Here is a 13393-nt window from a genome sequence, read left to right as displayed (position 1 = left end):
CATGCAGTTTAATATCAATAGTTTGGCGCAATTGAACACGCCAGAATTTATCGAACAAGTTAAAGCTAAAATTGATGGTAAAACCAAACCTTTGGGTGCATTAGGTCAGCTGGAAGACTTAGCATTTCAAATTGCTTTAATTCAGCAACAACAGGATATCGAACAACCGCTTGATGTAACAAGCGCCGCAGTATTCGTATTTGCTGGTGATCATGGGATTGCCGCCCAAGGTATTAGTATTGCGCCGAGTGAAGTTACACAACAAATGGTGGCTAATTTTTTAAATGGAGGCGCAGCAATCAATTGTTTTTGCGCAGCGAATCAAGTGCAATTACATGTGGTGGATACAGGTGTTTTAACGCCACTGCAACATCCAAAAAAATCGGCTTATTTACAAAACGGCAGCTATATCGAATCGCGCATTGCAGCCGGTACAAACGATTTTTCGCAAACCAGTGCAATGACAATTGAGCATGCACAAGCTTGTATCAATCAAGGTGCTGAATTAATCAAAGCTTATTTTAATCAATATTCTGTGATTGGTTTTGGTGAAATGGGCATAGGCAACACTTCTAGCGCATCAGCTTTAACCAGTTTGTTAACTTCACAAGCTGCTGAATTAACCGTAGGCCATGGAACAGGTATCAGTGATGAGCAGTATCGATTAAAACTAAAGTTAATTAAACAGAGCATTGAGCGTGTTCATAAAGCGTATCAACACAAGCAGCCGAATCCTATTGAGTGTTTAGCTGAGGTTGGTGGATTTGAAATCGGTCAAATAGCAGGGGCTATGTTAGCGTGTGCCCAAGCCAGCAAGATTGTTGTTGTAGATGGCTTTATTTCGAGTGCTGCCGCTCTACTTGCTTGTCGGATTAACCCTAATTGTCGTGACTACATGGTTTTTGCGCATAAAAGTGAAGAATATGGCCATAAGTTATTGTTAGCTGAGCTGAGTGCTAAGCCTTTGTTGGATATTAATATGCGTTTGGGCGAAGGTACTGGTGCGGCTTTGTCTGTACCGCTGATTCGTAGCGCCGCTCAATTTTATAATTGTATGGCGAGTTTTGCCGATGCTGAGGTGACTAAAGTTGTATAGGAGCTTGTGCACGCAACTTAATTTATTTTTATTGGCGTTGAGCTTTTTTACCCGCCTACCTGTGACAAGTTGGGTAGAGTATAGCCAGCAGAATTTAAACAAAAGCAACCGATATTTCTGTTTGGTTGGCTGGTTTATCGGTGGCATATTAGCCGTATGTTTTGTCGGTTTATCGCAAATATTTCCAACTGATGTTGCGGTATGGTGTTTATTGGTAATCAGCTTGTTGTTAACAGGGGTATTTCATGAAGACGGATTAGCTGATATGGCTGACGGTTTTGGTGGTGGTTTTAGCAAAGCCGATAAACTGCGTATAATGAAAGATAGTCGTCTGGGCACTTATGGCTCGTCTGCTTTAATGCTGGCTCTATTTGCTAAGCTAATGTTATGGCAACATCTAAATGAATTGCTAGTCTGGTTAATTCCAATAACCTATGCATTGTCGCGTGCTACAGCGGCGCAGCTACTGACCTTAGTGCCTTACGTTTCAGAACAACAAAGTAAATCTAAACCATTGGCTGAAAATCAAACAAGCCGTGAACAACTGATAAATTTAGCCTGCGTTTTACCTGTGTGCTTAATTTTAACTTGGCAGTTGCTGATTGCGCTCTCAGTTAGCATATTACTGTTTTTGTTGGTTTATCGTGTATTCCTGATAAAACAAATTGGCGGGTTTACAGGTGACACCTTAGGTGGTGCTCAACAGATTTCTGAAATCTTAATTTATTTAGTCTGTGTTACATTTGTTCACAATCAGTTAGCGATTTTTGGTGGTATCATTGGCTAAATTTCATTTTGTAATTGGCGGCGCTCGTTCGGGAAAGTCTAAATTTGCTGAGCAGTTGGCATCTCAATACCGGCAGGTCTGTTATATTGCCACCGCAACTCGTTTTGATAGCGAAATGGATTCACGTATTCAACATCATCAAGCGCGACGACCAGAAAATTGGTTGTTGCTTGAAGCACCGGTTAACCTTGTGGGTGCTATTAAACAAGCAGAACAACAAGCCGATGTTATTTTATTAGATTGTTTAACTTTATGGATTAACAACATAATGTTTGAGCAACAGCAGCCTAATTGGCCAATGGAATTTGCACAACTAGCTGCAACCATACAGTCACTCAAAGTTGATATTATAGTAGTGGCAAATGAAGTTGGATTAGGGGTGGTACCCGCAACGGCAATATGCCGAGAATTTGTTGATGAGGCGGGGCGCTTAAATCAAACATTGGCACAAATAGCGCATAAAGTCACTTTTATGGCGGCAGGTTTGCCAATGTTTAACTATGCTAATCCAGCATTAAACTCGCAAAGCGATTAAGGAGTATTATATGACTGACAATAAAACCGCTGCGAAATTTACTTTATTACGGCATGGGGCTGTGGCAGGACGCCCAGCTTTGTACGGACATTCAAATGTAACCTTGTCTGAACAAGGGTTAGCAGATATGCAGGCAAGTGTCGATTATATTGACAAATGTGAGCCAATCGATCGCATTGTTTCTTCACCACTATTGCGTTGTGCCATGTTTGCTGAAGAGTACGCTGAAACTTCAGGTAAAGAAATTATTTTAGATTCACGTTTATCAGAAATGGATTTTGGCCGTTGGGATGGTATTCCATTTGACCGCTTACGCGCACACTGGTCTAAGCTAGAAGCTTTTTGGGAAAACCCATACCGCAACACGCCACCACAAGGTGAAACGCTTAAACAATTCGGTATTAGAGTTAAAAGTTTATGGAGAGAATTGGCTGAGCACAATCAAGGCCAACATTATTTGCTGGTGTGTCATGCAGGTGTGATTAAGATGATGCTGGCGATTATGTTAGATATCGATTGGCGCAATGCATTGTGGTTTAGTCAATTAAAAGTCGACTATGCCAGTTTTACAAAAGTTGAATTAGCGGCTTACTCGAAAGCGATGCCCATTGTCAAAACAATTGGTTGTAAACCAAATTGTGCGCCAACCAAATAAATGGATAAACCCAACAAAACCTTGATGATTCAAGGAACGGCTTCCGATGCGGGTAAAAGTACAATTGTTGCGGCTATTTGCCGAATATTAAAGCGCCGACGGATCAAAACCGCTCCATTTAAACCACAAAATATGGCGCTTAATAGTGCAGTCACGCCTGATGGTGGTGAAATCGGCCGAGCGCAAGCGGTTCAGGCTTTGGCTGCAGGTGTTGAGTTAGACGTCGACTTTAACCCAATTTTATTGAAGCCAAGTTCAGATACTGGCGCACAAGTTATAATTCACGGCAAAGCTATATCGCAAATGCAGGCGCAGCAATATCACGATTATAAAAAAGTTGCGATGGATGCGGTATTAGAATCACATCAGCGGCTCAAACAAAAATATCAAGCAATTATAGTTGAAGGCGCAGGCTCCCCAGCTGAAATTAATTTACGCGAAGGCGACATAGCTAACATGGGCTTTGCCGAAGCGGCAGATTGTCCGGTTATTTTGGTCGCCGATATCGACAAAGGTGGCGTATTCGCGCAGTTAGTTGGCACGCTAGAATTGTTATCTGAATCTGAACGCAATCGAGTAAAAGGCTTTATCATTAATAAGTTTCGTGGTGATATAAAATTACTTGAATCAGGTCTAACTTGGTTGGAGCATAAAACCAACAAACCTGTTATTGGTGTGTTACCTTATATCCAAGGCTTAGAAATTGCCGCTGAAGATGCAATAACCACAGAGCAAGTGCTCGATGAGGTAAAGTTTAAAGTTGCTGTTCCAGTATTTCCACGTATTAGTAATCACACAGACTTTGATATCCTGCGGTTGCACCCAAGTGTTGAGCTAATTTACGTAGGCCCTGAGCAAACTATTCCAAATGTTGATCTTATTATCTTGCCTGGTAGTAAAAATGTCCGGGCAGATTTAGCCCATATGCAAAAAGTAGGCTGGGATAAATCAATTGCAAAACATTTACGTTATGGCGGTAAGGTGTTTGGCATTTGTGGTGGTTATCAAATGCTCGGCATTGCGATAAACGATCCTAACGGTATTGAAGATGTAGCAGGTGAATCACAAGGTTTAGGTTATTTGCCAATCAGTACCGAGCTAACAGACAACAAAGCACTTAAACATACTCAAGCTCAGTTACACTTTAGCGATGAGTGTGTTGAGCTAACAGGTTATGAAATTCATTGCGGCATCTCCACCGTTACCAACACTAAAGTAGGTAGAAGGCTACTAACCACAAATGGTGCAGACAGTGGTTTTATCAATGCTGATGACCAAGTCGCTGGCTGTTATTTACATGGGATTTTTGACACCCCTGCGGTTATCCCCGCTTTAGCTAAATGGTGTGGCATAGCGTTGTCTCAGCAAGTTGATTATCAAAGTTTACAGCAACAAGCGATAGATAAACTTGCAGACGCGTGCGAGCAACATTTAGATCTTAATAAATTATTCAAATATATAAACATTTCTTAGGCAGTAAAATGACAGATTTAGAACGTAAAAACGAACGCCATCAGGCAAGAATGCAGCGGTTAAAAGAAAAAGTAGATGCAAAGATCAACGCCGCAGCGGAAGAACGCGGTATCGTTATTGTGGTAACGGGTAATGGCAAAGGTAAATCGACTTCTGGATTTGGTACAGTGGCGCGTGCCATCGGCCATGGCTTAACCGCGGCAGTCGTGCAATTTATTAAAGGCACTTGGGCTTGCGGTGAACGTAACTTGTTAGAACAACATGGATGTCAATTCCATGTTATGGCGACAGGCTTTACATGGGAAACGCAAAATCGCCAAGCAGATATCGACGCTGCAGAGAGAGTTTGGCAAGGCGCAAAAAAATTACTTCAAGATGAAAGCATCGACTTAGTATTACTAGACGAACTCACTTACATGCTTAGCTATGATTACCTAGATTTAGATGAAGTATTGGATGCAATTGTTAATCGACCAATTAACCAGCATGTTGTTGTAACCGGTCGCGGGGCGCATAAAAAACTATTAGAAATCGCTGACACGGTAAGTGAAGTACAATCGGTAAAACATGCATTTGAAGCTGGTGTTAAGGCGCAGAAAGGGGTCGATTGGTAATGTCGTGGGCAAATATCGGTCAGTCGACTAAGGGGTTAGTAACTGGCTTAATGTTAACTTTAGCCAGCACCTCAAATGTATTTGCAACACCTGAACTGGCTGATAACAAACCTAACGTAATTGCGCTAGCGCCACATATTATTGAGAACCTATTTGCAGTGGGGGCTGGTGAGCAAGTTATAGGGACAACTGAACATTCAGATTACCCTGAAGCCGCGAAAACAGTTCCACGCATTGGCAATTATGCCGTGCTGCAGATAGAAAAGATATTACAACTCAAACCAGATTATATTGTCGCATGGGCAAGTGGCAATCCACCAGAAGACCTCGTTAGGATTGAAAAACTCGGCATACCGATAATTTACTCAAAACCTAGTTCGTTGGTTGGGGTTGCGCAAGAGTTGCTAAAGTTTGGTGATTTAACCAAGAACAAATTAAAGGCACGGCAAGTTGCCGACGATTATCTACACAAACTCCAAGTGGTAAAGCAACAAAATTTGGGTAAAAAGCCAATAAAAGTTTTCTATCAATTATGGTCGGCACCACTAACAACAATCGCCAATCATGCTTGGCCGCAGAAGATACTAGAGGTGTGCAATGCGCAAAACCCTTTTGTAGATTTAGTTGGCGATTATCCGCATGTCAGTGTTGAAAATGTACTGGTTGCCAACCCTGATGTCATCGTCATTCCAACATCATCAACTGAACCAAACGGGCAGATTGACTACTGGCAAAAGTTTACGAGCATTTCAGCTGTGAAAAACAATCAAATCTATCTAGTCAACAGTGATAAATTACACAGAATGACGCCACGCGTAGTGGAAGAAATGAAAGTGTTATGCGATAAAATTGACCTTGCAAGGCAGTTTTATGCAAATCAGCCCGAGTAACCAATTAAATCTAGAAGCCTTACTTTATAGTTGAACAAGTGATAGAGTAAAGCCGTTTAAAACCAAGCCAACAATAAGAGCCAGCATTTAACCATATGTCGTTAATGATAGATGTTTCAGCCTTTGAACTCGATGCTGAAGAACAAGAGTTATTACAACACCCGTTTGTTTCATCGGTTATTTTATTTGCGCGTAACTTTCATGATAAACAACAAATTTATGCGTTAACTAAGGCGATCCGGCAAGCGGCAAAACGCCCAATATTAATAGCTGTCGACCAAGAAGGCGGGCGAGTGCAGCGTTTTATTAAAGGCTACAACAAAATCCCCGCGATGGCTGATGCAGCGTTTTTTGCTAAAACACATGCCAAAAAATATCCGCAACACAATATATTGCAAGAACTTGGTTGGCTGATGGCAACCGAAGTCATCGCCAGTGGCGTCGATTTAAGTTTTGCTCCAGTGCTTGATTTAAATGGTGTCTCCGATGTTATCGGTAAACGCGCGTTTGCAGACAACCCGACAGATGTTGAAACAAACGCAAAGCAATTTATTTTTGGCATGCAACAAGCTGGTATGGCTGCCTGTGGCAAACACTTCCCTGGACACGGCAGTGTGCAAGCTGATACTCATCATGCCGCGGCTGTTGATAATCGCAGTAAAGAAGAGATTTTTAATTTAGATATTTTGCCATTTAAAAATTTAATTGCACAAAACCTGTTGCAAGCGGTCATGCCAGCCCATGTGATTTATTCAAATGTTGATGACAAACCAGCGGGCTTTTCAAAACACTGGTTGCAAACGATTTTACGTAAACAGCTTGGTTTTAACGGCGTGATATTTAGTGATGATTTATCTATGCAAGCTGCCAATGTAGCAGGTAATTACGTTGATAAAGCACATGCTGCATATGACGCTGGTTGTACCGTCGCCTTGGCGTGCAATAATCGAGAAGGTGCTGTCAGTATATTAGATGCTTGGCAACAATTTAAAAGCAAACAAACTCAAGCTGAAGAAAAAAAACAGCAAGCTGTGCTTGAATTAACAGTGAATAAACCACACACCTTTAATGAACTCGAACAAACACAACGCTGGCGTGATGCCAGCAAAATCTGCCACCAAATAGCAGATGTTGTTAACTAAACTTAAACCAAATACGGAAACAACATGTCTGATAATAACAAACTAAATGCGCGTTCTTTATTATTTGTCTGCCTCGGCAATATCTGCCGTTCACCAACAGCGCATGCGGTTTTTCGTCAAAAATTAGTTGAAAGTAAACTCCCTATCGAAATTGATTCGGCAGGTACTGCGGGTTACCACAAAGGTGCTAAACCAGACCAAAGGGCACGCAAAGCGGGTGAAGCGCGAGGTTATAACTTTAAGGGGTTGGCTGCACGCCCAGTGGTTGAGGCTGATTTTGAACACTTTGATTTGATTCTCGCGATGGATAGGGCTAACTATCATGACTTGTTAGATGTGTGTCCAGCTGAGCATCAACATAAGATTAAAATGTTTTTAGACTTTGCTGACAACCACCCTGATGTCGACGAAGTACCAGATCCTTATTATGGCGGTGCCAAAGGATTTGAATATGTACTAGACTTAGTAGAAGATGCATCGAACGGTTTGCTCAAGCGTTTAAGTTAAACGATTGAACTGAACTGTTTTTTTGATTGTTCATCGCAGTGCAATACAGTTAAGCTAAATTCACTCAAAATTAATATAAGTAGGTAAAAACGTGGCACAGTGGACTCCAGATTCTTGGCGAAAATTTCCGATAGTACAGCAACCAACATATCCAAATTTAGATAAGGTTAAACAGGTTGAGGCGCAGCTAAAAACTTTCCCTCCATTAGTTTTTGCCGCTGAAACTCGACAGCTACATGAACACTTAGCAAAGGTTGCTAGTGGTGAAGCCTTCTTGCTGCAAGGTGGCGATTGTGCAGAGTCTTTCGCTGACTTTAACGCGCCTAAAATTCGCGATACCTTTAAAACGCTATTGCAAATGGCTGTGGTGTTAACCTTCAGTGGTAATTGTCCAATTGTTAAAGTTGCGCGTATGGCAGGGCAATATGCTAAACCGCGCTCTGACGATATGGAAACGAGAGGCGGGGTAACCTTGCCTAGTTACCGAGGTGACATTATCAATGGTTTTGAGTTTACTGAACAAGCGCGTATTCCAAATCCAGACAATCTATTGACCGCTTATCATCATTCGTCATCAACGTTAAATTTATTGCGTGCGTTTGCTCAAGGTGGTTTAGCCGATTTGCACGAAGTGAATCGCTGGAATATGGACTTTGTGCAAAATTCGCCAGTAGCCGAGCAATATCACGATTTAGCGCACAGAATTCAAGAAGCACTTGGCTTTATGGAGGTATGTGGGATTAATGCTGCCAATACCCCTGTTATTAAAGAAACTGAGCTATACACATCTCATGAAGCATTGTTGTTGAATTACGAAGAAGCTCTAACGCGCAAAGACACGTTGACTGGCTTATGGTACGACTGCTCCGCACATATGGTTTGGATAGGTGAGCGCACGCGTCAGCTTGATCATGCTCATATTGAGTTTTTCCGTGGTATTAACAATCCGATTGGGGTCAAAGTGGGTCCGGGTATGCAGCCAGATGAGTTAATTAAACTAATCGATGCATTAAACCCAGATAATAAAAAAGGTCGTTTAACTTTGATTACCCGTATGGGCGCGGATAACTTAGCTGAAAAATTACCAAGTTTAGTGAATCGAGTTAAACAAGAAGGCCGCAACGTTGTGTGGACGAGTGACCCGATGCACGGCAACACGATTAAAACCGATAATGGTTACAAAACGCGTGACTTCAATGCGATTTTAAAAGAGATCCAGTCGTTCTTTGCGGTCCATAGAGCTGAAGGCAGTTATGCTGGTGGTATTCATTTGGAGATGACAGGGCTTGATGTCACGGAATGTACAGGCGGAGCGTATAATTTATCATCGACTGATTTAGAACGTTGTTATCGTACTCAATGCGATCCTAGACTTAACCAAAACCAAGTATTGGAAATGGCGTTTAGTATTAGCGACACATTAAAAACTGCTCGCGCTGATTATTTGGCTAGTATCAAATAATCAAGCTAACAAGTTGAGCACCTTGCTGTTGTAGGTGCTCAATTCTGCAAAAATCATGTTTACATAGATCATTCTGCTCTATCTATAGGCAAAAATAGAACTGGCGATTCACAATTAAATGTCTCAAACTGCTCATGGCCTGTACGTTTATTAACCATAATTGATAAATAACTGCAGGTGGTTGTATATTTTTAGTGCCAAGGAATTGTTGAATGAATATCTACGTTGGAAACCTACCTTACAAATACTCAGAAAATGAATTACGTGAAACGTTTGCAGCATTTGGACGTGTATCTCGGGTTAAAATTGTTTTAGATCGTGAAACTGGTCGTTCTAAAGGTTTCGCTTTTGTTGAAATGGAAAACAAAGCCGACGGTGAAGCCGCAGTTAAAAATTTACATGGGACTGAAATTATGGGTAGAACATTAACCGTAAATGAGGCTAGACCAAGACCAGTCAAGCGTCCTCAACGAAGAGCGCCTGCTTAAACTTATTGCTTTGCATGGCTTAATGTTGCAGGTTGAGATATGAAGGGTATAATATCCAGCTTATTTTCTCTTTCTGCAAGTGTAAGCTGACTTCATGCATCTTTTCGTAAATGACTTAACTGTTATCGATTTTTCTTACCTCGATGCCAAGCGTGGCATAGTTGGCGAAAGTTGGATTGTAGACGTTTCTTTAATTGGCAATTTAAACGACCAAAATATGGTGTTGGATTTTGGCGTGGTTAAAAGCCAAATTAAACGCATTATTGATAGTGAGTTTGACCATAAACTGCATATTGCAGAAGATTCTAGTGCGCTCATTTCAAAAAACATAACAGATGATGACAACCTTGATGTTGTTTATAAAACGCAGGGCTTAGAGTTTATTTATATGTCTGCGCCACCATCAGCTTATTGTTTTGTACAAGACCAACAGATTTGTATTGATAGCGTAAAGCCACTTATACGCGCAACTATTATGCGTCACATGCCTGAAAACGTAAAAGATATCCAAATTACTTTACGCCCGGAGAATATCGCGCAAGAGTACTATCACTACAGTCATGGTTTGAAAAAGCATGATGGCAATTGCCAGCGTATCGTGCACGGTCATCGCTCTAAGGTTACTGTAATGGTAGATGATGAACCAAATAGAGATTGGCAATTATATTGGGCTCGACGTTGGCAAGACATTTATATCGGCAGCGAAGAAGATTTAGATCCAGCGCTATTAGAGCTATTTACTCAGCAACATCACTTATCGGCAGATAATTATTACGCGTTTTCTTATGCAGCGTCTCAAGGTGAGTTTAGGTTGGTTTGTCCAAAATCGTGCGCAGATGTGATTGACCGAGATTCTACCGTAGAGTGTCTTGCTGAGTTTATGCTAGAAGTGATGCAAGCACAAAAGCCCGAGCAAAATATCGCAGTTTTGGCTTACGAAGGGGTTTCTAAAGGTGCAATTGCCCAGTCAGTGGTAGGTTAACCAACAAGGATATTTATGCGTTATTTTCGACTTATTTTTGCGTTTATTACCATCATAGTAACTTCCTTGCCATTGGCCGCATTAGCTAGTTATGTTGTTGAGTCCCAAGCTTTGGCTCAAGGTGGCTTTATTAAAGGCAAGTTTAATGGCTGTGTTGAGGTAACGGTAGTTGATGGTGACAAAAAGTATGTGGGTAAATGCACTCCGCAAGGTAACTTTTTAGTTGGTTTTGGGCGAGATGCGCAAGTTGTGCAAAAAATAATATTTAGCTTTGCCGACAAGCAAGATTATATGGCTGTTGTTGAGTTAGAGCAGCGCCAATATAAAACGGACCGAGTAAATGGCGTACCACAAAAAACGGTTAGCCCACCAAAAGAAGTTTTAGACCGCATAAAAGGCGAAAATGAACAGATTTGGCTAGCTCGCAACAAACATACTGACTCATTTGATTTTTTAAGTGAATTTATTTGGCCTGCAAAGGGACGTATTTCTGGCGTATATGGCAGTCAACGTATATTTAATGGGGTGCCGAAACGGCCTCATTTTGGGTTGGACGTTGCAGCACCAAAGGGCACGCCCGTAGTTGCGCCTGCCTCTGGCATTATCCGTTTAGCGCATAAAGACATGTTTTATTCTGGTGGCACGATTATTTTAGATCACGGCTATGGTATTACTTCAACTTTTATCCATTTATCTAAATTAGACGTGATTGAAGGTCAACAAGTTAAGCAAGGGGAAAAAATTGGTGAAATTGGGAAATCAGGTCGCGCTACCGGAAATCATTTAGATTGGCGAATTAATTGGAAGAATGTTCGCCTCGACCCTGCGTTTTGGGTCAAAGCGGGTGGAAATGAGTAACAGGTGAACTTGAGCTCACACCTTGTGAGCTCATTTCTGACTAGTTAATTTGCTGCCAGCCTTTAGCTTTTTCTTCATCAACTAACTTTAATTCAACTAACTCATTCATTTGTTTAACCAATTGAACTTGTGTGGTAAATAATTCGCCATTTCTTACATAAGTAATTGGATAGCTTTTATCTAGGTTTAGGTTGTTAGCTATATTGCTGAAATTACCAGTGTTTACCACTAGGTTATCTAACGCAACTATGACGTCTTGTACACTTAAACCTGCTTGCTCTGCTGGACTATCATTTAACACTTGGGCTATTTCTAATCCAAGTTTGGCTTCTTTATAAATTATACCCAAATATGGGCTGTGATTTTCAGCGCTAATATCTAGTGGAGAATTTATTTTCGACGCAGCTTGTTTATACTCAACACCAAATTCAGCTAATAGCTCAGTCAGTGGCACTATGTCTTTGCCATTCAATATATCAAAAAATGCTTGTTTAATGGGGGCTTGAGTTATGCTTTCAGCAATATCTATAACTGTTTCTAATTGGGTACCGCTATAACCTTCACCACCATCTAGGTACTCTTGCCACAAGGCGCGCATTACATCATCTAATGACTTAGCTGACCCTGTATGTTTGCGAATATTTAGATCTAACCACAAGGCAACCAAACTACCTTTAGTGTAATAACTGACAATATTGTTCGCTGCATCTGGACCTTGTTGGTAAAACTTAGTCCAGGTGTAAAAGCTCGATTCAATTAGGTTTTGTTTAAGCTGACCTTTGCCGCGATTTACCCGGCTAATTGTTTTACTTTTTGTTTTTAGGTAATCGCTAAATTCAACTATGTTTGTTCGATATAAACTTAAATCATCGTAATAAGATGTGATGCCTTCAAATGCCCATAGTTGTTTTGTGTAGCTTTCGCTATTCAACTGATAAGGTATGAACTCTTGTGGTTTAATGCGGCAGACATTCCAATTATGAAAATATTCATGCGACGCTAAGCTTAAAAAAGTCTTATATCCTTCAGACAATTCTCCTGGTTTATTGATATTTGGAAAATCAAAAGTAGAGCAGAGTAGTGCGGTTGAATTTTTATGCTCTAAACCGCCAAAGCCGCTGGGTAAAATGTTGGTTAAAAACCAATACTCATTGAAAGGTGGTTTGCCACCCGTTTCGCGTTCAAACAAATCAATATGGTGTTGGCATAGTTTGCTAACATCTTTTATCAGCCTTTGACAATCAGCAAAGTGTTTACCATTTAAAATAAGGTAATGTGGTGTGCCTGCCACTTCAAATTCTAAGTGGGTAAAGTCACCAATTTCAACAGGACAATCTATTAACTCTGCGTAATTGTCTGCTTGGTACAAGCCAAATTGATAAACTATAGTGTCATTAGGTCTTTGTAGCCCTGTCGCCACTTTCCACTTATCGGTAAAACTTGGTTTTTGCAGTTCGACCTGTTGCGGCGCATCGGCAAATTCATCGACGCTTATAAATAAACTTGTGCCATTAAAAAATGCACGTTGCTGGTCTAAGTATGCTGTGCGTACTGAACTATCATATGCATACACTTGATAGCTAATTTCACACGCTTGACCAAGGGTGCTTATTTTCCAACTTTGTTTATCAATAAGTTCTACTTCAATTTCTTGGCCATTGGCTGATGCTCGAAGGTCGATAATGTTTTTTGCAAAGTCACGTATCATGTACGAGCCTGGGATCCAGGCTGGTAAAGATAAGTTAAGTTGCTTTTGTTTATGAGCTGGTATTTGGATAGTGACTTGATAAATGTGCTGATTGGCTAAATCGAAATTTACTGTGTATTTAATAGACATATATTTTCTTTTTTAGATAATTAAATTGAACAGCTAAGTAGAGTCACCCGAATTCGGGTATTAACTT

Annotated in this window: 14 protein-coding genes; 13 read left to right on the top strand and 1 reads right to left on the bottom strand. The window is 40.9% G+C overall.

The window, feature by feature from the left end:
- Nucleotide 1 precedes the first annotated feature (1 nt).
- From cobT to DS2_RS04100, 13 genes are all read left to right on the top strand, one after another.
- Nucleotides 2–1096 carry a nicotinate-nucleotide--dimethylbenzimidazole phosphoribosyltransferase gene (cobT, locus tag DS2_RS04160; RefSeq protein WP_035013388.1) on the top strand — a complete coding sequence of 365 codons (1095 nt, stop codon included), beginning with the start codon at nt 2–4 and terminating at the stop codon, nt 1094–1096.
- Nucleotides 1089–1883, top strand: a complete 795-nt coding sequence (locus tag DS2_RS04155; protein WP_035013387.1) for an adenosylcobinamide-GDP ribazoletransferase — start codon at nt 1089–1091, stop codon at nt 1881–1883. The genes cobT and DS2_RS04155 overlap by 8 nt, the downstream gene beginning before the upstream one ends.
- The gene (gene cobU / locus DS2_RS04150) at nt 1876–2418 is read left to right on the top strand and encodes a bifunctional adenosylcobinamide kinase/adenosylcobinamide-phosphate guanylyltransferase (protein ID WP_035013386.1); all 543 of its coding nucleotides are present in this window, start codon (nt 1876–1878) and stop codon (nt 2416–2418) included. Before DS2_RS04155 ends, cobU begins: the two co-directional genes overlap by 8 nt.
- 10 nt (nt 2419–2428) lie before the next feature.
- Entirely contained in the window at nt 2429–3073 is a 645-nt protein-coding gene (locus tag DS2_RS04145) for a histidine phosphatase family protein (protein ID WP_035013385.1), read from the top strand.
- Entirely contained in the window at nt 3074–4546 is a 1473-nt protein-coding gene (locus tag DS2_RS04140; protein ID WP_035013384.1) for a cobyric acid synthase, read from the top strand. It abuts the gene before it with no gap.
- 8 nt (nt 4547–4554) lie between these two features.
- Nucleotides 4555–5160 carry a cob(I)yrinic acid a,c-diamide adenosyltransferase gene (gene cobO, locus DS2_RS04135; protein WP_035013383.1) on the top strand — a complete coding sequence of 202 codons (606 nt, stop codon included), beginning with the start codon at nt 4555–4557 and terminating at the stop codon, nt 5158–5160.
- On the top strand, nt 5160–6050 hold the full coding sequence (locus DS2_RS04130) for a cobalamin-binding protein (protein ID WP_035013382.1): 891 nt from the start codon (nt 5160–5162) through the stop codon (nt 6048–6050). The genes cobO and DS2_RS04130 overlap by 1 nt, the downstream gene beginning before the upstream one ends.
- Before the next feature lie 95 nt (nt 6051–6145).
- Nucleotides 6146–7192 (top strand): beta-N-acetylhexosaminidase, encoded by a 1047-nt coding sequence (gene nagZ / locus DS2_RS04125; protein WP_035013381.1) that lies wholly within the window; start codon nt 6146–6148, stop codon nt 7190–7192.
- 24 nt (nt 7193–7216) lie between these two features.
- The gene (locus tag DS2_RS04120) at nt 7217–7699 is read left to right on the top strand and encodes a low molecular weight protein-tyrosine-phosphatase (RefSeq protein WP_035013380.1); all 483 of its coding nucleotides are present in this window, start codon (nt 7217–7219) and stop codon (nt 7697–7699) included.
- A gap of 91 nt (nt 7700–7790) precedes the next feature.
- Nucleotides 7791–9161 carry a class II 3-deoxy-7-phosphoheptulonate synthase gene (locus DS2_RS04115; RefSeq protein WP_035013379.1) on the top strand — a complete coding sequence of 457 codons (1371 nt, stop codon included), beginning with the start codon at nt 7791–7793 and terminating at the stop codon, nt 9159–9161.
- Between the two features lie 212 nt (nt 9162–9373).
- Nucleotides 9374–9649: an RNA recognition motif domain-containing protein gene (locus tag DS2_RS04110; RefSeq protein WP_035013378.1), complete on the top strand. Its 276-nt coding sequence runs from the start codon at nt 9374–9376 to the stop codon at nt 9647–9649.
- Nucleotides 9650–9743: 94 nt separating this feature from the next.
- Entirely contained in the window at nt 9744–10631 is an 888-nt protein-coding gene (locus DS2_RS04105; RefSeq protein ID WP_035013377.1) for a 6-carboxytetrahydropterin synthase, read from the top strand.
- Nucleotides 10632–10646: 15 nt separating this feature from the next.
- Nucleotides 10647–11489 carry a M23 family metallopeptidase gene (locus DS2_RS04100; RefSeq protein ID WP_035013376.1) on the top strand — a complete coding sequence of 281 codons (843 nt, stop codon included), beginning with the start codon at nt 10647–10649 and terminating at the stop codon, nt 11487–11489.
- Between the two features lie 40 nt (nt 11490–11529).
- Here the strand turns inward: DS2_RS04100 and DS2_RS04095 are convergent, their stop codons facing one another.
- Nucleotides 11530–13326, bottom strand: a complete 1797-nt coding sequence (locus tag DS2_RS04095; protein ID WP_035013375.1) for a M61 family metallopeptidase — start codon at nt 13324–13326, stop codon at nt 11530–11532.
- Nucleotides 13327–13393 lie beyond the last annotated feature (67 nt).

This window comes from Catenovulum agarivorans DS-2, from assembly GCF_000568405.1.
GTDB lineage: Bacteria > Pseudomonadota > Gammaproteobacteria > Enterobacterales > Alteromonadaceae > Catenovulum > Catenovulum agarivorans_A.
The sequence above is the reverse complement of the archived record's forward strand: the minus strand, read 5'-3'. Positions and strand labels throughout refer to the sequence as shown.